The following is a 20,957-nucleotide window of genomic DNA, read 5'->3' as shown; positions in this document are numbered from 1 at the left end:
CACCGGCACCGAAGCTGATGGCTTGCCCAATTTATAATGCCGGCCTCTCGGGCTGCCAAAAATTGCAGCTGAAATTATTCAAGCCCCCGCCGTAGGGACTAGGCCTTACTGCGAACACCTCAGGCACAGCATCCCCATCGCCGCCCTCGCGGAAGAACTCTCTCATAGAGAACAGCGCCTGAGCCTTCAAGCGCTCCCATTCTCGGTACAGGCTGCCTTCGAGATCCCTCGCTGCCTGAGCAGCGCTGGGTTTGCGCTTGGGCTGCGGCAGGGTGTAGCTGGGTTGAGGGGAGAAATCGTAGACGAACGTCAGGTGACCGTGCTTCCAGTCCGCAGACGGCGACGCTCGCCAGCGGAATGACACTTGCACTGATAGTCGCTTGCTGAGATGGAAGGTCGGCCTGATCTGATCATCGATGAAGAATAGCTCCCCCTCTTGACGCTCAGTTTCGAGCCGGCCCTTCATTTGCTGCACCGCGTGAACGAGGTCACTGCCAGCGCGCAGCGCATCTTGCCGAGTCCGTTCGCGCTTGGCATGGGCCTTAGCCTTGCTGTACTCAGCGACCGCTTGTTGGAACGCGTGAAGCTTGGTACCCACGTATGAGCCACAGTCACTGAGCCCAAGGCCATGAATCGGCCCTATACGCTCTTCATCCAGGCACTTGCGCACTGCGGCCCGAAGCGTCGCCTCATCAACGTCGCTGATTGCAGCTTGCTGATTACTGGGCAAGTTAATGCATGTCATGACCAAAACTATCCTTGTGAAATGGGCCTGGCTACTCCCTCGTCCAACGCCGGACTGATAGCAGCATGGCATCATACAACATGGCTGCAGGGCGACGCGAAGCCTCCCCTTTGAAGGGGCCAGTGGCTCCAAAGCCAATGCACAGTAGAGGATCTATGAACAGCGCAACGTTCGCGAAAAAGATGTGTGGCTACGGGATCACCAGCATCTGAGTATGAACCTGGAGTTAGTGATAGGAGTGCAATCAGGCGGAATCTGCGTCTAAGAGCGACGCAGGAAGACAGGGGCCCATTTAGCGTCAAGCTTCCCACAGAGAAGCCTCAACTTGAGCAACCACCCCATCAACAATAAAAACCTCTTGTGACTAATAGTTTGCAGGCGCAGGGGTGTGAATGGCAGCACAACTGCCGCAAGGCCGAGCGTACCAGCCGATAGCATCGAGGACGATACTCAGCGCACGCTCGGGCGGATACTCCAACTCGTTCAACCAACGAGAGCAGGAAATTGGTTACGGGAAAAGACGGGGCGCTCCTCGTCAACAGACCAGGGGGCGGCCCGCCTTCCACTTAAGGCTCTACTGATACCTTCAGCCAATATCTGTCCACCGTACTGCGTGCCACTCCCAGCTCACGCACGATCTGCATCTTCGCCATCCCGTCCGCTTGGAGCTTGCGCACTGCCTCGCAGGTTTCTCCGGCGCGCATCCCTCGAACACCCCGGGAAGCATTGCTCTGCACTTCTGAGCTCAACCGACCTGTGTGTATGAGCTCTTCCAACTGCTCGCCCCACTCATGCTTCCGGCTTTGCAACGTTATACCGGCCAGCCTCGCTTCCAGGGCATAAAACACCATGCTTGGGCTAACCCCGAGCAGCTCGCAAAGTGCTTGAAGCTTTCCTGTCGTAATGCCCTGCTTGCCCTGTTCAACCCTGGCCAGGTGGTCTCGACTCAAAACCTCGGAACACGCCTCACGAGTAAGGCCGCCGCTTACGCGCAGTTCCTTCAAAAGCTGCCCCAAGGTTTGCTGATAATCCATCTCTTCGCCAGATTGAGAAAAGAAAGGATAAAGCCACGCTTTGACGCCTCGCATCGTGGGCGTATACCATTCATTGATAGTGCGAAATGGGCGAATCAATTTATAGGCAAATCGGCGGCATGAGACTGGTCGTGATGTCCGATCGCCACATTGAATTCCACGCGATGCAGCTGCTAAATCCGTGCGGCTACGACGTGGCGAGTCTCGCTGGTGACATCCACACGCAAGTGAGCCGACATACGTGCGAAATACGTCTGCTGAGATCGCAAGCAGACGCAACGAAACGCCCCATGAGTATGGGTGGAACTGATTTAGTGCCAGTCGGGTTGATCGCAGGCGCAGGGCAACGAGGGTGGGCTATTGCAAACGGTTGAAATGCAGCGAGACGACCACTTGGTCTCGGAGCTGCTGTACGGGCAGGCACAGCCATTGTGCGGCTCAGGGTTGGATGACGCGAGTCTGATCCAAATCGCTAAAACGGAGTTCGCTGACCGCGCGTTTTGTATCGTGAGGAACTGGATGATTTTGGACATCATGCTCCCCGACAACGAGCTGCAAGAGGTGGTCGCTGCGGGGCAACATCCCATTGTGTTGCTCGCACATGAGGTTACCTATGACAGCCAACCATCCCAACCATGCCGGGCGCCGTTGGTGACCAGTTATGGAGAAGACCTTTACGGTTGTTTTTTCGAGGCTGGGCCAAAGATGTATGTGCTGGCCGGTCGGGGGGCGCGTCGCTATGCCGCTAAGCCTGCGTTGGTCGCGCTTGTGCAAATCACGACTGAGGCCTATGCGTATGGATAACATCCTGCACAGCATTTTGTGCCGGTCGGGTCAAGACCGATCTGGTTTGAACAATTGCGCCGAAGCTCGGGCACTGCTAGCCGAACACTTTACTGATAAACCCTACAGCCTCGTAGAGGAATGGGTGTTTCGACGAAGACAAAGTAAGTCTTGGCGAATCTGGGCCGGTTTGGTGGCATGACGGTGCGCAGGATTTCAATCGGCACATCGTGACCAGCAACCCTTAATGCGGGTGGTTTGAGCAACTGAAGCAGGAGCAAGACGGTGAATGGCCCAAGAAGCCCTAACACTGAGCAGGGTGGCCAGGTCGAAGTGCGCCGTTGGGGCAGCCCCCGGCAGTTTGACTTTGAGATCAAAAGCCACGCCGTTCTTGGCGAGGAATGTGGAGGGTTGAGTTTCCTTGCCGCCGCCAAGTTATCTGGCCCACGCTTTGTTAATTTGCGCGGGCCGATCGCTCGCATGAGTCGCGCCTTGGGGCAGTTCGTCCTCAATGTGCAAACGGAAGAGCATGGCTACGAGGAGCACTATGCTCCGTGCCTGTTAAAGGCCGAGATGCTGGATAGCACCGGCCAGTTATCGGACTTTGAAGATGATCTCTTCAAGACCAGCCATCAAAACGGGGCCGATCTCTACCTGACGCCCTCTGCCGAACTGTCGCTGATCAACATGGTGGCCTGCCTGGCTCTTGATGGAGACCAGCTACCGATCAAGATGGTCATGCTTACGCCATGCTTCCGTAGCGAAGCGGGTGGCGCGGGCGCTGATACTTTTGTGACCGTCAGGCAGCGGCAGTACGACGAAGTTGGCTTGATACAGGTAGTTACTCCATCCGAGTTGGGGACTGTCCATGAGGCTGTGATATCGCATGTCGAGTACGTGATGAGGTTGCTCGGAATTCCGTACCGCGTCATGGCACGACGGGTGAATGATCTGGGTATCGACGCGGTATATTCCTATGTCTTGGAGGTTTGGATACCTAGTCGGGGCAGTTACCGCACGATTAGCTCCTGCATGGCAAGCGACTTCCAGTCTCGGCGCATCCAAGCACGACTGGTAGGCCCCAACCATTGCCAGGTAACCCTGGCATATGCAGTGAGCTACAACCTCGCCGTGAATCTTTTGTTGTTTGCGGTACTTGAAAATTATCAGCAGGCTGACGGTTCGATTCGCGTCCCAGAGGTACTCCGGTCTTACATGAGCGGAGTTTCAATTGCTGAGGGCTGCCTGATCGCCCACCGCCTGGAGACGCCATGATCAACTCCTTCCGGAGCCCCGATCGATACGACTCACGACGTCGTAGTCGGGCTGAACGATGACCCGAGGCCATGTTAGGGGGGGGACATATGGGTTATCAGACTCCGATTATCAACCAGGCTGAGAGAGTGTTTGCCGACAAAGATAAGGCCGCCCTGTGGATGTCTCAGCCGCGTGCAGCCTTTGGAAACAGAACTGCGCTTGAGCTTGTTTGCGACCGTGCGGGCTATCTGAAGGCTCGGGAGGAATTGATGCGTATCAAGCACGGATTTGGCTGCTGAGGGTAACCAAGCCGCCCGCAACCTCCAGGCCGATGCGTTCGAGCAGCTCGGCTACCAGACCGAAAACCCGACTTGGCGCAACGAGTACCTGATGGGAGCCTACGAGCTGCGAAACGGAGTACCTAACCTGCCTGGGATCAACACCGCCAGCCCAGACATGGTGGCTGCCATGAACCCAGACCTTCTGCTCGATTACATGGGCGTGCGAATCAACGGGCCTAAAGCCGCAGGCAAGCACTTGCGAATCAACTGGAAACAGCCTGAAGGTCAGAACTATGCCATCGAGTTGCGCAACGGCGTACTGATCTACACCGCTGACAAGAGCTTCGATAACGCAGATGCCACCCTCACTGTCGATAAATTGGGCTTCGCTGGACTGCTGATGGGAGGCGCCACATTGGATAAAGAAATCGCAGCCGGCAAAGCCAAGCTCGATGGCGGCGCGGACAAAGTGAACGAACTGCTTGGTCTGCTCGACACCTTCCCAGCCATGTTCAATATCGTCACGCCTTAAGGTACCACTGGGCCGCGCCCCGCTAAGGGGCGCGGCCTTTTTATATTACTGAGCAGTATTAGCCGTTCCGCCAAGAAGTAATCGCGAATAGTGCCCGCTGTGAATGGATAGCTGTCATTCGAGAGCGGCTGCTATCGACCCTAAGGAGACGCTCGCCAACCACCGCTTTCGGCTAAAAAAGCAGTTATCCATATTGCACAGTTTTGACGGCATCTCGCTGAATTTAAAAGCGCCAATTTGGTGGCGTTGAAAAATATAGGGCGGGGTTACCCACCGCCCTATAATTGATTAGCTCCTCACGAATGCGAGCAGATCGGCGTTAATCGTATCGGCATTGGTTGTAGGCATTCCGTGCGGGAAGCCCGGGTAGATTTTCAGCGTACTGTTTTGCAGAAGTTTGGCTGACAGAACACCGGCATTCTCATAAGGAACGATCTGGTCATCATCACCATGCATCACCAGGACAGGAATCTTGATGCTCTTCAAATCTTCGGTGAAGTCGGTCTGAGAAAACGCCACGATCCCGTCATAGTGTGCCTTTGCACAGCCCATCATGCCTTGTCGCCACCAGTTCCAGACGATGCCCTCGGACGGTTTTGAACCCGGGCGGTTATAGCCGTAAAAAGGCCCTGCAGGAACGTCGTGATAGAACTGTGCGCGATTCGCCTGTAGTTGTGCCTGCAAGTCGTCGAAAACTGATTTAGGCAGGCCGCCAGGATTGCTCGGAGTCTGAACCATCAGCGGCGGCACAGCGCTGATGATGGCTGCTTTCGACACGCGGTCTTCGCCGTGGCGCGCGATGTAATGGATGACTTCACCTCCGCCGGTGGAATGACCGACATGGACAGCGCCTTGCACGCCGAGATGATTAACCACTGCCGCGACGTCATCGGCATAGTGATCCATGTCGTGTCCATCCCAGACCTGGCTGGATCGCCCATGACCACGCCGGTCGTGTGCTACAACCCGGAAACCGTTAGCCAGGAAAAAGAGCATTTGCGCGTCCCAATCGTCCGCGCTAAGCGGCCATCCGTGGTGGAAAAAGACTACCTGGGCATCGCGTGGCCCCCAGTCTTTGTAAAATATTTCAACACCGTCTTGCGTAGTGACATACCCCATGTTCGTATCTCCAGAATGAAGTGAGGGCCTATACCGAATCGCGTTCGGAGCATGGTCTTGAGAGAGCAAAGTGCAGCCCATCCGATAGGCGGTTCAGAGGGCGCGATTGTGGATTGTTGCGCCTGCCCCATGACTTCCATAGCGGCTGTGCAACACGTTGCATTTGTGCTGCTTGGCCGCCAGATGACTTTAGGTTTAAAGTCAACTTTAAGGTCAATAGATTTTTCGGGGTGGGTTATGAGAATAGGCGAACTGGCGAAAATCAGCGGATTGGCTCCGTCACGCATCCGGTTTTACGAGGCAAGCGGCTTGATCAAATCCGTTGAGCGCAAGTCCAATGGCTACAGGGACTATGCGCCTGATACCGAGTGGGTTCTGGAGATCATCACCGGAGCGCAGGCGGCGGGTTTTTCATTGGAAGAAATTCGGCAATTGATGCCGATGAATGCCAGCGGCTGGCAGCACGATGAGTTACTCAGCGGGCTCAAGCAAAAGGTTGAGGAAATCGGTGTTCTACAGGAACGTCTAGCCCAGAACAAAGCGCAACTTCTGCTCGTCATCAAGGGCATCGAGGGTAAGCCCGAAGGCATGGCGTGTGCGGACAATGCGCAAATGCTGATAAATCGTTTGCGTGAAGAAGGGGGTGGCCAAGCTTCCGGCAAGCGTGCGGTAACGTCTTCCACGAGAAAAAACGCCCGCTAGGCTTTCCGGGCCTGACAGGCGTAACAGGTTTCAGCGCTCGCCAACCAGAGTGGCAAGCGGTTTAGGCGCGTAGAGCGCACTCTGGAACTCAGGCACGTATTCGTACTTCATCATTTTCCCGAGTTTCAGGGCACGGAGGTAATTCGACAGGCTGCCGTCACCCAGGGTGAGGGTGGCCGAATCCGCATCGCGGCTGGAGCCGTGGCTGAGCTGGCGGGAAACAGCGTATCCATAGGTCAGTCGGCCCTGATGATCGAGGTTGGTAAAGCTGCTGGTGACGATATCGACATCATGCGAGAGGCCACTGAGCTTCTTCGCTTTGAAGGACACATCGACCTTGCCGGTCTGGCTGTCGGTGATGTCATAGACTACCGATTGCTCACCTTCTTTGCGGTCAATCCCGGTCAGCCATTTCGGCAGGTTATAGCCGACGACACCACGAACCCGCGCAAGCTCTGTATTGACCGGCAGCTTGAGCACATAGCCCCAGAAATCGCCAGACATCGACTGGCCAATCAGCGTGAACGGCCCCAGATTCGATTTGCCGGGCTTGTTGGTGATAATCGACACGGCCACTTCGTTATAGGCGTCGTTATCGCAATGTTCATAGGTGTACGCGGTGAATGCGATCAAACCCCGGCCCGGCCAGACTTGTAAGGGTTGCACGGTGGCCATTACTTCCGGAGGCATCAGGGCCCGCAGTGCGTCCAGATCGGCTGTATAGACCGCCGTAACGCGACTGTTCTGGTAGTAAAAGTTCGGGGAGTATGACTCGAAGCCAATGTCGACCTTGTGCTTTTCCAGTCCTTTGAACCAGCTCAAATCAACATCCGGCAGTTCTGCTGCAATCACTGACAAGGGCGGGTTCGAGCGATAACGGTCGTACAGGCCGCCCTTGACGACCGGCACTGTGTGGCCTGCGATATCGATTGTGTTGGTTTCAGTCGGGCTGAGCATTTCAGGCGTCCCCGCCAACACAGAGTTGGCAATTGAGCTGAACAGCAATCCTGTTAATACGGCGCTTGCGAGTTTCAATCGGTCTTTCTCCGCGAGGTGGGAACTACTTCAGGGTTCAGCGAGTTACGTTTTCGCCAGAGAGCAACGCCATCACGGCTTCAGCTACGGCTTTGGGCGATTGAGGGTTTTGGCCGGTGACAAGCCTTCCATCCGTGATGGCAAATGACGTGAATGGCAGCCAGCCCTTGCGGTATCGCGCACCCTGGCTCACCAACTTATCCTCAAGGAAGAAGGGAACCTGGCTTTTCATGCCGGAGAACAGCTCTTCGCGATCAGAGAAGCCGGTGATGTTCTTGCCCTTGATGATCAACTGGCCTTGTTCATCCTTCAGATCCAACAGACCCGCTACGCCATGGCAGACGGCCGAGACGATGCCACCTTTGTTGTAGATGGTTTCGGCGACACGCCGCAGGTCGGGATTATTGGGGAAGTCCCACATCACTCCATGGCCCCCGGTGAAGTAGATGACGCCGAACTGGGACGGATCGATATCGGCGATCGGCAGCGTGCTTTGCAGGCGAGCGCGAAAGGCCGGGGACTGCAAATGCTCTCGGGCGGCCTTGTCCATGTACAGCCAACCTAGGCTGCGCTCGTCCAGTGGCACCGCTCCGCCTTTGGGACTGGCAAAAACTGTGCTGTAGCCAGCCGCCTCCACTACATCGGTGAAATGCGTTAGCTCAGTCAGCCACAACCCCGTGGTATCGGTTCGCGATGGATAGCTGGCGTGATTGGTCAGAATCACCAGAATTTGGCGATTCTTGGCAGTCATTGTGGAAGGGGCGGTGTCAGCATTTGCAAATGTCATGAAAGCGCTACCTATCAATACCAAAGCATAAGAAACAAAGGTCTTGAGCATCATCCGGGTTCCATCAATCAAGCAGGTCAGCGCATGCTCACCTTAAACCTAGCTTTAAGGTCAATCCCCACTACTGCAAATAATTTCCGCCGGTAGTTGCTCACTTCCGCTTGACCCTCAACCTGACTTTAACGCTAGCGTCTGACACTGATTGGGCAAGGCAATAACGTACGTCATCAATACAGTCAGGAGCCATGCATGGGTCAGCAAGACAACCTGGATACGCAGTTCAAATGGATGATCTATGGCGCCAATGGCTACACCGGCGAGTTGATCGCTCGTGATGCTGTAAAGCGTGGACTTAAACCTGTGCTGGCGGGACGCAACCGTGACAAGGTCGAAGCCCTGGGTCGGGAGCTGGGCGTTGAAACCCGAGTGTTCGGACTGGACGATGAAGTGCGGTTGCTGGCTCAGATCAAAGGCCATGGCTTGGTTCTGAATTGCGCAGGGCCGTTTTCAGCTACCGCCACCCCTATGATGGAAGCCTGCTTGCGCGCCAATGCGCACTACCTGGACATCACCGGCGAAATTGCCGTATTTGAGCACGCCCAGTCCTTGAGTGAACGGGCGCGCGCGGCGGGTGTGGTCATTTGCCCCGGCGTCGGCTTTGATGTGGTGCCGACTGACTGTGTCGCCGCTGCATTGAAAAACGCACTGCCGGATGCAACGCATCTGGCGCTGGGTTTTGATTCGCGCTCGAGCTTTTCACCCGGTACTGCCAAAACTTCGATTGAAGGCATGGCGCAGGGCGGCAAGGTTCGTCGTGACGGCAAAATCGTCTCAGTACCGCTGGCGTATCGGGTACGGCGTATCGACTTTGGCGCCGGAGAGAAATTGGCCATGACCATTCCTTGGGGCGACGTTTCCACAGCTTGGCATACCACTGGTATTGCCAATATCGAAGTGTTTATTCCAGGCTCTGCGGGGATGATTCGCGGCGCCAGATTCGCCAATTTCATTCGTCCACTGTTGGGTTTGTCCTTCGTGCAGAGCCTGCTGAAGGCGCGCATCGGCAAGACAGTAGTCGGCCCGGATCAGGAAAAGCGTGCCGATCAAGGCACCTATGTATGGGGTGAGGCTAGAAACGCTCGCGGCGAATGCAAAGTCGCACGCGTGCACACCGCAAACGTCTACAGTCTGACGGTCGACGCAGCCTTGTCTGTGGTCGACTACCTGCTACAGATGCGCCCAGCTGGCGGCGCCTACACACCCGCTCGGTTGTTGGGCGCCCATATGGTGACGCGCTTGCCAGGGTCTGGCGCGTTGAACATCGACTGACCTTGAAAGAGGTATTGACCTTAAAGTTTACTTCAAGCTTAAGGTGGCCTCATCTCCAGTTGAGGACTGCTCGATGAATGTGTTCGACACCCTGATGCTTCCCAACGGTTCGACCATCAAGAACCGAATCGCCAAAGCCGCCATGGAAGAGAACATGGCGGATGCTGACCAGGCACCCTCCGAAGAACTCATGCGTCTCTATCAAGCATGGGCCGACGGTGGTGCAGGCCTGATTATCACCGGCAACGTGATGGTCGACGGCCGCGCCATGACCGGGCCGGGTGGCGTGGTGTTGCAGGACGATCAGCAACTGGACAAGTTCAAGCGCTGGGCGCGTATTGGGCGATCTAGCGGTGCGCAGTTCTGGTTGCAGATCAATCACCCAGGTCGGCAGATGCAGTCCAATCTTGGGCAAAAAACCTGGGCACCGTCAGCCGTGCCGCTGGAACTGGGTAAAATGTCCAAGCGTTTTGCCACGCCTCACGCGATGACCGCTGGCGTGATCGAAGAAGTCATTCAGCGCTTTGCGAACACCGCACGTCTGGGCGAACAAGCCGGATTCACCGGCGTGGAAATCCACGCTGCCCATGGCTATTTGTTGAGCCAGTTCCTTTCGCCGTTGACCAACCAAAGGACGGACGAGTGGGGTGGCTCTCTAGAAAACCGGGCACGCCTGTTGCTCGAAATCGTCAAGGCCGTCAGGGCTGTGGTTTCTGCGGATTTTGCAGTGGCGGTCAAACTCAACTCCGCCGATTTCCAGCGCGGAGGATTCACCGCCGATGACGCGAAAAAGGTAGTTGAGTTGCTCAACGACCTGGGCGTGGACATGGTGGAGTTGTCGGGAGGCAGCTACGAAGTACCCGCCATGCAGGGTGACGCGCGCGATGGTCGCACCCTCGCTCGCGAAGCTTATTTCCTTGAGTTCGCCCGTGATCTCCAAACCGTCGCCCAAATGCCGGTGATGGTCACCGGCGGTATACGTCGCCGCCCGGTGGCCGAAAGCGTCGTGCAGAGTGGTGTGGATATGGTGGGCATCGGAACGGCGTTAGCCATCGATCCGCACTTGCCTCGTGATTGGTTGCAGGGCAAAGAGAATGCCCCTCAATTGCCGCCGATCACCTGGAAAAACAAAGCCATCGCATCCTTGGCGAACATGGCAGTAGTGAAGTTTCAATTGCGCAAACTCAGCCGGGCTCAAAAGCCCGATCCGAGCGTTTCACCGTTGCGCGCGCTGATCCTGCAACAGCTCATCATGGCCTTTCGCACTCGCCAGTATCGGAAATGGATTGAAGCGTCTGCGCATTACAACGGCCTGGGAGACGCAAGATGACCGTCGCTGTAGAAGACTCCCCAGTTATCGACATCGCCAATACGCTCGACCAACAAAGAAGGGCATTTCTTAACGACGGGCCACCCGGCCTCAAACGACGCAGGGCCAACCTGGTCAAATTGCGCGCGGTGGTTCTCGCTCGCAGGCGTGAAGTAGAGGATGCGATCAATACTGATTTCGGCAATCGCTCCAAGCATGAGACCGACATCATGGAACTGCTTGGCGTGGTTCAGTCCATTGACTACTTGTTACGACACCTGCGCCGTTTCATGAAGCCCGAACGTCGTCATGTCGCGGCGTTTCATCGCGCCGGCCGCGCCTATGTGGAGTACCAGCCTAAAGGTGTGATTGGAGTCATGGCGCCTTGGAACTACCCGTTCTCCCTAACCTTCATCCCATTGGCAACTGCGCTCGCGGCTGGCAACCGGGTGATGATCAAACCCTCCGAGCTTACGCCACGCACCAGCGAATTGATTCAGCGCATGCTGGCGAGCTGCTTTTCTACCGATGAGGTAGCAGTGGTACTCGGCGGCCCTGAGACAGGCGCCTATTTCAGCAGCCTTCCGTTCGATCACCTGCTGTTCACCGGCAGCACTCAGGTAGGTCGAATGGTAATGCGCGCCGCCAGTGACAATCTGGTACCGCTGACCCTTGAACTGGGCGGCAAGAGCCCCGTGGTCTTGGCGCCAGGCCATACAGGGCGTAGCGCATTGGAAAGCATCGTCTTCGGCAAATTATCCAATGCTGGTCAGACCTGCGTTGCACCGGACTACGCCCTGGTTCATGAAGACGACCTGGGCGAGTTCATCACCCAATACCGCGACGCTGTTGCCCGTACTTATCCGCAAGGCCCAGCCAGTCGCGATTACACCTCGATCATCAGCGACAGGCATTACATGCGGTTGCATATGCTCATCAAAGACGCGCGCGCAAAGGGAGCAGACGTGATCGAGGTAGGAGTGACCCCAGAGCGTGCGACAGAGCGACCGCGGACATTGGCTCCGGTGTTGATCGTGGGAGCCGAAGACGATGCATTGGTCATGCAGGAAGAAATCTTCGGCCCACTGCTACCGGTTCGCACCTACCGCTCTCTCGACGAAGTAATTGACTACATCAACGCCAGGCCGCGTCCACTAGCGCTTTACTATTTCGGCAATATGGATGCCGACAGCGAGGCTGTGCTCAAGCGCACCACATCCGGGAATGTCGGCATCAACAACACTCTGCTGCACGTTGCTGTGGATGATCTACCATTCGGCGGCGTAGGGCCGAGCGGTATGGGGGCCTACCACGGTATCGAGGGGTTTCGCTCCATGAGCCATGCCAAGGGAGTATTCGTCCAGGGTCGCTGGAGCCTACCTAGCCTGCTCAGAGCACCTTTCGGCAAACTGGCTAAATTCGCCATAGCAATCACGCTTCGGGCGCGGCCATAACTCCGAGTCGAGCGGTAGAGGAAGTACACCAGCGCCAAGCTGTTTCAGTCCGTTGGCAGACAAGCTCCGCGACGAGGCATCTGGGGCATCGTGGGCAACAACACGCCAGTGTGCTTCATTCGTGATCAGATAAAGCGCACTTTTGGCTGATTTTTGCCTGTCACGAAGGGCCGCTTCTGGCCGATTGCTGCCCTGCACGAAGGGCCGCTATGGGTCGTTAGCAGTCAATCGCGAACGGCGGCTAGCCATCAGAAGTGAGTTCTGCAAGGACATCGTTGAGCAGTTGTTTGTGCTCATGATTCTTGGGGATGATCGCGCTATCAAGGCCACCTATGTGGCCGGAGAGAAGGTTTATAGCCGAGAAGGGATAGCCGGGACGTTCACCTACCCAGGATAGGAAGCTCGTTATTGATACACTCAGACTGAGCACGGGCATGTGGTCGTGTCCGTCCTCGGTCTTTTTTCTTCGGAGCGGTGCTGAGGTGACACGGGCATCGATGTTGCTTTTACAAGTGTCCGCCTAGCCAATCGCTACAAAATTCAACTACTGGAATCTTCTGCCAAGCTATTTCGTGTATTCGATACAGGGAACGCCTGACGGCTCAGCGCTGCATATCCAGGCCGCGAGCTTCCCCCCCCCCCCGCAACACGAGATCCATCCCGTGGAAATCCTAATGGGGGGTGCTATAGCTTACGCCGGAGAAGGAGGCGTTCGAGGACAGCGAGCGAGCCCGGTACTTGGTCTCAAGCGTTTGAAGCGGTGGTACCTGTGGACTCGCTCCCTCTACAGGTTAGATCGATACAGGAGCAGGAATATGAGGATGCGGGTCGTACCCTACGATCTCAAAGTCCTCAAATTTGTAATCGTAGATGCTGTCCGGCTTACGCTTGAGCACCAACTTAGGCAAAGGGCGTGGCTCGCGAGTCAACTGCAGTTTTACTTGCTCAATATGGTTCAAGTAAATATGCGCATCACCCATAGTAACTACAACTTCGCCAACTCCCAAATCGCATTGCTGAGCAAGCATATGTATTAGGAAACTAACCCCAGCCAAGTTGTAGGGATTCCCGAGCAGCAGGTCACTAGACCGAATATATAGGTGCGCTGACAACTTATTGTTTGCCACATAGAACTGATAAAGCAAATGACAAGGTGGCAATGCCATCTTTCCATTTCGGGCATTCTCTTGCGGGCTCACCGACTCATCGGGAAGGTACTCGACGTTCCACCCATGGAAGAGAATGCGACGACTGTTAGGGTTCGTCTTGAGCGTATGAACGACGTAGTCGATCTGATTGATGGTTTTGCCGTCCTGGGTAGGCCAGGCTGTCCACTGCTTGCCGTAGATCGGGCCGAGGTCACCGTCTTCAGTCGCCCACTCATCCCAGATGCTGACACCGTGCTCCTTGAGCCATTTGGTGTTGGTGTCACCGTTCAGGAACCAAATCATCTCATTGATGATGCTCTTGAAATGCAGCTTCTTGGTGGTGAGGAGCGGGAAGCCATCTTCCAGGTTGTGGCGGAATTGGCGACCAAATACACTCAGCGTGCCTGTGCCGGTGCGATCACCTTTCTCGACGCCATTCTCTAGCACGTCGGCCAGCAAATCGTGGTACATCTTCATTTCGGTTCCTCAAGGTTCGCGCTGACCAAGTCCAGCGCGTCACGCAATTTCAAAATTTCAGCATCTTGCTCTTTGATCTTCTGACGCAGCTCACCTGCGAGCTGAATGTAGTAGTCCCGAGACTCGCGGACGTTGGCTAGCCGCTTGTCGGACGTGGCGCATGAGCTCTCAGATTCCTGATACTTATTGAACCAATAAAGCACTTCCAGCCGGCTCTTTTCAAGGCGTTGCATCAGAATCGTCTTAGGATCCTGTTTCTTCTCCGCCTTCACCCTTTGAGCAAGCACTGCGACGCGGCGGTTCTCCTTAATCGCCTCAAGGCGCTCCGCCGGGAAATCGCGTTGACGAATGGTGTTGCGATGAATGCCGGTGATTCGGCTGAGCTCAGCGATCGTTGGCTTCAACTTCGAGTCAGCGGCGATCTTCAGAATGCCTTGTGCGAGCAGCTCAGTGTTTTTGTCGTAGTCGAGCTGGTTTTTGGCATCAAACGCCTGGCCTGTCATACCTCAACCTCTTCTCCCAGATGCTCCAAAACGCCCTTCGCTTCCTCCATCGCCGCTCTCAACTCCCCCTCAACGCCTGCAGAGTTTGGAGAGCTCAATGCCAAGCTGTTCTGCACATAAATCTCCCGCCATTTAGGAGCATGAACCTTTGTGACCACGGCGTTCTGACAGCGATTCGGGTTGCAACGCAGCGATCCGATGCAGGGAAGCGACTCATCAAATGACTCGCGCTGACTGCCGTAGCAGAAGCCTTGCCCCACGTTGATGATCGCCATGCGCTTCTTGGCCATCTGGGCGATGATTTGCTCCTTGGTGTAGCCCGCAGCCATGTACCCGCTGAACACCTTCTTCATTCGCGCCTTGTGGCTCTCCGCATTGGGGCCGGCGTAGTTTCCGTCAGGATCGCAATAGCTCTGGATGTATTCCTCCTCTGCCATTTGCGTCGGCGTTTTACCTGGGGAGCGCCCACCCTTGGACAAGATCTCAGCGATCGCTCCGTACCCAAGCGTCACCGCACTGAACGCCTTGTTCTGGCCAGCCCCACCGACGAGGTCACCAAAATGCTTCAGCTGATGAGAGATGAATGGAAGCCCAAGCTCAGCCCTGGCCATCTGATAAGCCAGGGTGTGCCGCAACGTGTACGGCGAGAACTCCAGGGTCTCGAACTCCTCGTCAGTCAGAATCTCCTCGAAGAAAGCTCTGAATTGGTGAGTGATACCAAGCGAGGGCATAGAGTTCGGTTCGGCTCCCTGAGCGACGGTATCCACATTAGAGAACAGGTACGGGTTCTGTTTCACCTTAGCGATGAGGCAAGCCGCGCGGATAGCGTCACGCACGATCGGAATCGCGATCCATTTGTCGTCGAACAGCTTGGCCAAGCCTTGGCGGTGTTTGATCACGTTGCTGATCAGCAACCAGTAATCACTTTCCTGCTCCATGCACGACTCAACCAGGATCTCGGAGAGCTCTGAGGGCCGCATGCCGGTGTATTGCGCCACGAGATAGCAAGAGCTGTACGAGACGAAATTGATATACCGACGAAACTCATTGTCCAATTTCGCACTGGTGAGCTTGATCAAAGTTTCCTTTGCCTTGAAATCATGCTGACCGATCTGAGACAGATACTCAGGTCGAACCTCACCTAACGCCTCAGCCATCGCGTCGGACTCGTAGCCCTTCTTGCGAAGCCGCAGAGCCACGTAGAGATCGAAGTTGTACCGCGACAGCTCTTGGGCCCTTGCCAACGAATAACCGCTGGCGTTTTGGCGAGTCAGGGCTACGAGATCATCAACCGGCTCCCCTGCGGCGCTCAGGAAATCGACGACTGCAAACGATGCTTCGCGAGACCCCTTCTCAAACACGTCATTCGGCAGAATCCGGTACGTACGCTCGGAATCAGGGACGTGCTTGCGTACCTTGGCCCAGGCCAGTGACTCCAGCTCAACGTAGGGCAGTGGTTCCTCGAAAATCTGCTCTTCGAAAAATGGCGACCTCACCAAGGTAAAGAACTTCTTGAGATCATGGCCAAAAGCGTAGGGATGAATGAGAGCTGCCTCGCGATACATGCCCGCGTCGAAGTACGTCAGACCATGGTGTCCAACCTCGAAGAACTCATCCGTAATGAGCTTACGCGCCTGCCCTGACATCGTATCCAGGAAGCTCAAGCCGGCCTTCATACATGAAATGGCGGTGTTGGCCTTGATGTTCCTTGGAGAGGCAAACGAGCGCGTTGCCGCCGGCATCTTCAGCCAGCAAAACAGGACTACCTTGACCTCCAAGACCGCCGACTGGTTGAGCAATGGATACGATTCAAAATTGAGCCGTAGCTTAGCGCCTTGGACATTCCTAGCGGCATTCGGATGATCGTCATTGAAGTCCCATACGGGGTCACCAAGGACAGATGTCTTACTGACCGGCAACGCCATCAGCGCCTGGTACCAAGAGAGCGCTTCCAGCGAAACAGGAGTCGGATCGGCGATGTTCTTATGCAACTCAAGCAGCAGGATGTGAGCAGCTGTACGCCACTTTTTGTATGCAACGAGTTCAGGGATCAGAGCGCCGTTCATAGCGTTACCCCCTCGGTCAAAATACTGACCTGCAGGTTTCCAGAGAGGCGCTCAGCCTTGGTCAGCTCTTCCACGGAAAAGTCCGATATTTCCGGGTCGAGGATGTTGTTCAGCACATCTAGGTTATCCAGGATGACGGCTCCGTAGGGCGTTTCGAGCACCCGGTTGACCTCAATCATCCGCTGGTAGTCGCGCCGCATAGCAAAAAGCTCCGGCAGGTGCGATACAGTGATGATGCTGTTGCTGCAAGAAAGACACTTGTTGAACAGCGTGCAGGGCTTGCTAGGGTCGTAGCTTGCCAACGCTTTAATGAAAGCCGGTGGGTCAAAGACGTTCATGCAGGTCGCCAAGCCAGACCGCAGCGGCATCGCTTCTGGTGCGGACTCGATAGTCTTGGTAGGGATGAGTTTCGGAGCCTCCTCCAACGTGTCTTGCTGCATTTCATGGAGAACCTTATGCAGCATCCGGCGCGCCATGGGATTGAAGTCCATCTGATCCAGATAGGCCATAGTGGTGCTGAGGCTCTTATGGCCTAAAAGCACCTGAATCTCGCGTGGAGAGACGCCGCGCTCAATCAGCTCGCTCACGAAGCTGGGACGGAAACGTGACGGTGAGAGCTTGAGAGGATTGCCGTCTTCGTCAAGCAGTCCATGATCCTGAGAGAACTTCTGCAGAGTATCGTGCAGCATGGTGTCGCCAGAACTCTCAAAAGAGTTCACCACGCCATACATTCTGCAAGCACTTGATCGATAGATGAATAGCTTGCTCTGAGCTTCGACAGGTGCATTTCGGCGAATATCACGGGTCAGAAGCTTCACATCGTCAAAGATCTGCTTGACCGCACGGCCTTGAGAGGTGGTCAGCCAAGAGATCTCCGCATGGAAAATATCGAGATGAAGCATCTTAGCGCCCTCAGAACGCTCCTTCCAATACAGCAAGCAAGGGCGATCAGTTAAATCATGACGCTCGACGAAATCATCCAGCTCCAGTCCCAGCAAAGAGTCAGCGTTCATCCCAGTGACTTGCGCAAGTCGAGCGATGTACGGCGCAACGACACGACCATCAACCTGATATTGCACGCCCCAGCTTTTATAGATTGCGAAAATGGAACTTGACGAATTCGAAATAATCGACATAAACGCCCGTTGGTATGGGTCATTTCGATCTACGGACTTGAAACTCAATGGCTTGCAGTTGAGTTTGTTCTCAAAAATCCAACGAGCGTTATCGAGCGTATTAAAGCCTCGGCGTACTTTTCCATCAGCGCTCAGCGGGTCTTCGCCTACGTGGCTTAGAACGTAAGGCTGAGCCAAGCGATTGGTTTCCTCAATCTCTTGCTCAATGACCTGCGAAATACGGTTTCGCACAGCCTGGGGATAAGGCTTGTACTGATCAGTTTCACGTTTAACATCGAACCCTGCAGCTGCGGCGAAGCTAGTGAGCCGCAGGCCCTCAATCTGGACTGCACGGGCCATCATCTTCCGAGCCGAGCTCATCATCGTACTGCAGTGGCTGGTCGACAGCGAACGCTCAACGATCCTGTTCTGGAGATATCCCCTGAACTTGGGAAGGGAATACGGGGTTACGAGCTCCCGAATGTCCTCTAAGCCTGTGTAGTTGGCATCCTTGAGATAGGCTCGGTAGTTTTTGAAAGCCTCGATAAAATTCGACTGACCTGACGCACTGCTGCTCTTCATTGATGAAGCACTGAAGAGGTGCAGCACGTGCTGGAAAGGGCGCTCCGGCTCCGGGCTTACGAGGTCGGACAGGTGATGGACGTGTACTGAGCGCAAAGCCGTGAAGGCGTCTCGCACAGATTCGGAGGGTTTGCTCTCTTTCTTCGAGGCAAGTCGTTTTTCAACGGTTTGGTAGCTGGAATCGAGAACGCCGAGCTTCCGAAGGTCATCAAGGATCTCCCCAAATGTGATCCTTACGAGTTCATGTCTCGTCCTCGCCCCTCTGAGGTCTGCTAATTCAGGAATCTCGCTCAAGAAGCCACGATCCTTGATGCTATTGCCAAACACCGGTATGGCCAACCTCTCCTCCATAGGCATGCCTTCATACCAAGCAAGCAGCCTACGGCGCCAATCGCAAGCGCTCGACGAGTGGCCAGGGACAATGATGCCTTCGTCGCGCATCGCATTGAAGATCGGCTCAAAGAATGAAGTGCGCTTAGAGATCGCCATTGGGCTGAGATTGGTCTGCTCAATGACGTAGCGAGGGGCGACCGCCAAGTCCTCCCCCCCGCTGAGACAGACCCTGAGCAGCGATTCCCGATCATCAGTGACGCGGGCCACAAACGATTCAATGACAGCATCTACCTGAGCGCTAGTCAGCCGACTCATTTCATATCTCCCGCATCAATTTTCAGGCGCGTCTGCTGGGAAAGCTCAGCCATTTCGCCTGCTTTCGTCTTGGTCTCAGTTCCGGAGCGTACGAGCTTCTGGTAGAGGTCGTAGGGGATCTGGGTATAGGCTTCCGACGTGTTGAGATGCGAGTGACCCAAGGTCTTCTGCACAGTCACCAGTCGATCAAGGTAATCGGTACCGATGTCCGGCGTTCTCAACAGGGCATAGGCGTTTCCGTGCCTCAACTTATGCGGGGAGATCTTCCTTCCAATTTTCAGAAGATTCAGAGCACGCGCGGACGTCCGCTCCAAGAGTTTGGAAATCGAGCGTCGGGTGTATTCACGACCCTCTGCATTCAAGAAGGCAGGGGTGTTCTCAGCTCCTTTGAATTGACGCTTGTACATCTTGTACAGCGGGGATGCGTGATACTTCTTCACACGCTGCAAAGTGGCGCGACTAACCAGCGTCTGACGGGGCTTGGTGGAGTCCGCAGAACCTTTGCTGCCGTCAACATGCAAAGGGCAGTAGTCGGCATTGACCGGCTCAGACACGCCTGGAGAGATGAACAATGTGTCCTGGAATCGAAGGGCATCATCGATAGCCTTGAGGGTCACTCGCGGGACTTCTGAGCGGCGCAGGCCTGCGTCGTACATGAACTGCAGCAAGCAGCGCTCTCGTTCACTCTGCGTGGCAAGGATGAGCTCTCTGAGATCATTCAGGGAACAGGCCACCACCAAGCTCTTGTTGGGACGAGGGGACAGGTAGCCGGCAGTGTACGGGTTAGGCGCGGTACGAGGCGCGGGTGCGTCGTCCACTCCCCGGCACAGGGAATCATTGAAAAACGCCATCAAGGACGAATCCCGGTTGCGCACCGTCTTCTTGGAAAGCTCCTCTGCCTCGCGCAGGTGGGCGAAGTACTCCTCGATGACGTGGGTACGGATTTCCAAAAACGCTGAGTCACGCTCGCAATCACGAAACTCACGCCGGCTCATCAGATACTCGCAGGTATAGCCAAGGTTGCGACCATAGGTGATGGCCGTCAGTTGGGAAATCTGGGCGGTCTGGAGCGCGTGGGATAGGTAGCCCGACATCAAAGGCATTAAGCGCTCATCGTCATCAAAGACGGCTGCCCCTGTGACGTTCACGGCTTCCTGGAATTGGGGTTCTTCCGATGGGTCGTCCCGCCTGGTTGGGGACTCTCTGAGATCTAGGGGGGTGCCCCTAACTGCGATAACCTTCACTGCTTCCTCTCTCCTCAAAGCGGCCCGTACTATACACAATGTGCAATTCGTATCGGGGCACAATAAACGAGCTTGGAAGGTAAAGCCTTACTAGGCTGCCATTGCGTAATGTGCGGATTCTTCGCGGGGGTATAAAAGGCCCAGGTCGTTGGAGCGGATGTAGAGGGTCAGGGAAATTTCCCGGGTCTCGACATTGGGATGGAACTGGTACAGCAGGTGGCATGGCGGCAAGGCCATTTCGTCCAGCTGCGCGCAGTTCCAGCCATGGAACAGGATACGCCGGCTGCCCGGGTCGTTGGCGATGGTGTCCAGGCACTGGCGCACCTGGTCGATGGCCTTGTACAGGATGACGAACGCCTGGCCGTCTTCCTGGTCCTGGGCGATCTTGCGAAAGCCCGCCTTTTCAGCCATCTCGATGGCCGCCGGGTTGCTCAGCGGGATGCGCTTGTAGCCCGGCCATTGGCGCCACTGCACGCCGTAGATCTCACCCAGGTCGTCATGCCCTTGGCGGAACGGGTTGGCCAGCCACTGGGCGTTCTCGTTGGCGTTCTGGTCCCAGACCTTGCAGCCCAGTTCGCGGAATTCACCGGCGTTCTTCACGCCCCGCAGGAAACCGACCATCTCGCCGATGGCCGACTTGAACGCCAGCTTGCGCGTGGTGATGGCCGGGAAGCCTTTCTGCAGGTCGAAACGCAGCATGGCGCCGGGCAGGCTGATGGTGCGGATGCCGGTGCGATTGCCTTGCAGCGTGCCGTTTTCGATGACGTCGCGGACCAGATCTAGATACTGTTTCATGGCTTACCTGTA

General features: G+C 55.7%; 18 protein-coding genes and 1 pseudogene. 8 read left to right on the top strand and 11 right to left on the bottom strand.

Annotated elements, in window-relative coordinates; genetic code table 11:
* Positions 1–31: 31 nt before the first annotated feature.
* A complete protein-coding gene (locus tag PPL01S_RS00665) occupies positions 32–745 on the bottom strand; it encodes a hypothetical protein (RefSeq protein WP_028625059.1) in 714 nt (237 codons plus the stop codon).
* A gap of 566 nt (positions 746–1,311) precedes the next feature.
* The gene (locus tag PPL01S_RS00660) at positions 1,312–1,833 is read right to left on the bottom strand and encodes a transcriptional regulator (protein ID WP_081833286.1); all 522 of its coding nucleotides are present in this window, start codon (positions 1,831–1,833) and stop codon (positions 1,312–1,314) included.
* 306 nt (positions 1,834–2,139) lie between these two features.
* Between PPL01S_RS00660 and PPL01S_RS00650 the strand changes: the two genes are divergently transcribed.
* The 4 genes from PPL01S_RS00650 to PPL01S_RS00635 all read left to right on the top strand — a co-directional run bounded on the left by PPL01S_RS00650 (position 2,140) and on the right by PPL01S_RS00635 (position 4,632).
* A complete protein-coding gene (locus PPL01S_RS00650) occupies positions 2,140–2,583 on the top strand; it encodes a DUF6957 family protein (protein WP_016393313.1) in 444 nt (147 codons plus the stop codon).
* A gap of 264 nt (positions 2,584–2,847) precedes the next feature.
* Positions 2,848–3,837 (top strand): aminoacyl--tRNA ligase-related protein, encoded by a 990-nt coding sequence (locus tag PPL01S_RS00645; protein WP_050483643.1) that lies wholly within the window; start codon positions 2,848–2,850, stop codon positions 3,835–3,837.
* Positions 3,838–3,908: 71 nt separating this feature from the next.
* Entirely contained in the window at positions 3,909–4,118 is a 210-nt protein-coding gene (locus PPL01S_RS00640; RefSeq protein ID WP_345940127.1) for an antitoxin Xre/MbcA/ParS toxin-binding domain-containing protein, read from the top strand.
* Complete coding sequence (locus PPL01S_RS00635) at positions 4,108–4,632, top strand: alkyl sulfatase C-terminal domain-containing protein (protein WP_028625056.1); 525 nt, start codon at positions 4,108–4,110, stop codon at positions 4,630–4,632. Before PPL01S_RS00640 ends, PPL01S_RS00635 begins: the two co-directional genes overlap by 11 nt.
* Positions 4,633–4,920: 288 nt before the next feature.
* Here PPL01S_RS00635 and PPL01S_RS00630 read toward each other — a convergent pair whose 3' ends face one another.
* The gene (locus PPL01S_RS00630) at positions 4,921–5,751 is read right to left on the bottom strand and encodes an alpha/beta fold hydrolase (RefSeq protein ID WP_028625055.1); all 831 of its coding nucleotides are present in this window, start codon (positions 5,749–5,751) and stop codon (positions 4,921–4,923) included.
* A gap of 237 nt (positions 5,752–5,988) precedes the next feature.
* Between PPL01S_RS00630 and PPL01S_RS00625 the strand changes: the two genes are divergently transcribed.
* Positions 5,989–6,453, top strand: coding sequence for a MerR family transcriptional regulator (locus tag PPL01S_RS00625; protein ID WP_028625054.1), 465 nt, complete (start codon positions 5,989–5,991; stop codon positions 6,451–6,453).
* Between the two features lie 30 nt (positions 6,454–6,483).
* On the opposite strand, the gene PPL01S_RS00620 is transcribed toward PPL01S_RS00625, so the two are convergent.
* Together PPL01S_RS00620 and PPL01S_RS00615 are read right to left on the bottom strand one after the other, a co-directional pair.
* Positions 6,484–7,410, bottom strand: coding sequence for a hypothetical protein (locus PPL01S_RS00620; RefSeq protein WP_028625053.1), 927 nt, complete (start codon positions 7,408–7,410; stop codon positions 6,484–6,486).
* A gap of 115 nt (positions 7,411–7,525) precedes the next feature.
* Positions 7,526–8,329: a type 1 glutamine amidotransferase domain-containing protein gene (locus tag PPL01S_RS00615; RefSeq protein WP_028625052.1), complete on the bottom strand. Its 804-nt coding sequence runs from the start codon at positions 8,327–8,329 to the stop codon at positions 7,526–7,528.
* A gap of 195 nt (positions 8,330–8,524) precedes the next feature.
* Between PPL01S_RS00615 and PPL01S_RS00610 the strand changes: the two genes are divergently transcribed.
* From PPL01S_RS00610 to PPL01S_RS00600, 3 genes are all read left to right on the top strand, one after another.
* Positions 8,525–9,604, top strand: a complete 1,080-nt coding sequence (locus PPL01S_RS00610; RefSeq protein ID WP_033743094.1) for a saccharopine dehydrogenase family protein — start codon at positions 8,525–8,527, stop codon at positions 9,602–9,604.
* Between the two features lie 73 nt (positions 9,605–9,677).
* Positions 9,678–10,934, top strand: coding sequence for an NADH:flavin oxidoreductase/NADH oxidase family protein (locus tag PPL01S_RS00605; protein WP_028625050.1), 1,257 nt, complete (start codon positions 9,678–9,680; stop codon positions 10,932–10,934).
* On the top strand, positions 10,931–12,367 hold the full coding sequence (locus PPL01S_RS00600; protein ID WP_028625049.1) for a coniferyl aldehyde dehydrogenase: 1,437 nt from the start codon (positions 10,931–10,933) through the stop codon (positions 12,365–12,367). Before PPL01S_RS00605 ends, PPL01S_RS00600 begins: the two co-directional genes overlap by 4 nt.
* 791 nt (positions 12,368–13,158) lie before the next feature.
* Here the strand turns inward: PPL01S_RS00600 and PPL01S_RS00595 are convergent.
* The 6 genes and pseudogenes from PPL01S_RS00595 to PPL01S_RS00570 form a co-directional block, all read right to left on the bottom strand.
* Positions 13,159–13,992 (bottom strand): thymidylate synthase, encoded by an 834-nt coding sequence (locus PPL01S_RS00595; RefSeq protein WP_028625048.1) that lies wholly within the window; start codon positions 13,990–13,992, stop codon positions 13,159–13,161.
* The gene (locus PPL01S_RS00590; RefSeq protein ID WP_016391081.1) at positions 13,989–14,495 is read right to left on the bottom strand and encodes a hypothetical protein; all 507 of its coding nucleotides are present in this window, start codon (positions 14,493–14,495) and stop codon (positions 13,989–13,991) included. Before PPL01S_RS00590 ends, PPL01S_RS00595 begins: the two co-directional genes overlap by 4 nt.
* Positions 14,492–16,561, bottom strand: coding sequence for a tyrosine-type recombinase/integrase (locus tag PPL01S_RS00585; RefSeq protein ID WP_028625047.1), 2,070 nt, complete (start codon positions 16,559–16,561; stop codon positions 14,492–14,494). The genes PPL01S_RS00590 and PPL01S_RS00585 overlap by 4 nt, the downstream gene beginning before the upstream one ends.
* Positions 16,558–18,906, bottom strand: coding sequence for a site-specific integrase (locus PPL01S_RS00580; RefSeq protein WP_028625046.1), 2,349 nt, complete (start codon positions 18,904–18,906; stop codon positions 16,558–16,560). Before PPL01S_RS00580 ends, PPL01S_RS00585 begins: the two co-directional genes overlap by 4 nt.
* The gene (locus tag PPL01S_RS00575; RefSeq protein WP_248694059.1) at positions 18,903–20,054 is read right to left on the bottom strand and encodes a tyrosine-type recombinase/integrase; all 1,152 of its coding nucleotides are present in this window, start codon (positions 20,052–20,054) and stop codon (positions 18,903–18,905) included. The genes PPL01S_RS00580 and PPL01S_RS00575 overlap by 4 nt, the downstream gene beginning before the upstream one ends.
* A gap of 222 nt (positions 20,055–20,276) precedes the next feature.
* Positions 20,277–20,945 (bottom strand): annotated as a pseudogene (locus PPL01S_RS00570) (thymidylate synthase); the annotation flags it as partial.
* Between the last annotated feature and the right edge of the window lie 12 nt (positions 20,946–20,957).

It is taken from the genome of Pseudomonas plecoglossicida NBRC 103162 = DSM 15088 (genome assembly GCF_000730665.1).
GTDB lineage: Bacteria > Pseudomonadota > Gammaproteobacteria > Pseudomonadales > Pseudomonadaceae > Aquipseudomonas > Aquipseudomonas plecoglossicida.
Note: the sequence above shows the minus strand (reverse complement) of the source record. Positions and strands in the feature narration are given on the sequence as shown.

Coding starts and splice junctions, on each gene's coding strand:
- PPL01S_RS00620 (WP_028625053.1), bottom strand. CDS start 7,410: ATGCTCAGCCCGACTGAAACCAACACAATCGATATCGCAGGCCACACA.
- PPL01S_RS00660 (WP_081833286.1), bottom strand. CDS start 1,833: ATGCGAGGCGTCAAAGCGTGGCTTTATCCTTTCTTTTCTCAATCTGGC.
- PPL01S_RS00585 (WP_028625047.1), bottom strand. CDS start 16,561: ATGAACGGCGCTCTGATCCCTGAACTCGTTGCATACAAAAAGTGGCGT.
- PPL01S_RS00600 (WP_028625049.1), top strand. CDS start 10,931: ATGACCGTCGCTGTAGAAGACTCCCCAGTTATCGACATCGCCAATACG.
- PPL01S_RS00625 (WP_028625054.1), top strand. CDS start 5,989: ATGAGAATAGGCGAACTGGCGAAAATCAGCGGATTGGCTCCGTCACGC.
- PPL01S_RS00630 (WP_028625055.1), bottom strand. CDS start 5,751: ATGGGGTATGTCACTACGCAAGACGGTGTTGAAATATTTTACAAAGAC.
- PPL01S_RS00640 (WP_345940127.1), top strand. CDS start 3,909: ATGTTAGGGGGGGGACATATGGGTTATCAGACTCCGATTATCAACCAG.
- PPL01S_RS00610 (WP_033743094.1), top strand. CDS start 8,525: ATGGGTCAGCAAGACAACCTGGATACGCAGTTCAAATGGATGATCTAT.
- PPL01S_RS00595 (WP_028625048.1), bottom strand. CDS start 13,992: ATGAAGATGTACCACGATTTGCTGGCCGACGTGCTAGAGAATGGCGTC.
- PPL01S_RS00605 (WP_028625050.1), top strand. CDS start 9,678: ATGAATGTGTTCGACACCCTGATGCTTCCCAACGGTTCGACCATCAAG.
- PPL01S_RS00580 (WP_028625046.1), bottom strand. CDS start 18,906: ATGAGTCGGCTGACTAGCGCTCAGGTAGATGCTGTCATTGAATCGTTT.
- PPL01S_RS00665 (WP_028625059.1), bottom strand. CDS start 745: ATGACATGCATTAACTTGCCCAGTAATCAGCAAGCTGCAATCAGCGAC.
- PPL01S_RS00615 (WP_028625052.1), bottom strand. CDS start 8,329: ATGATGCTCAAGACCTTTGTTTCTTATGCTTTGGTATTGATAGGTAGC.
- PPL01S_RS00590 (WP_016391081.1), bottom strand. CDS start 14,495: ATGACAGGCCAGGCGTTTGATGCCAAAAACCAGCTCGACTACGACAAA.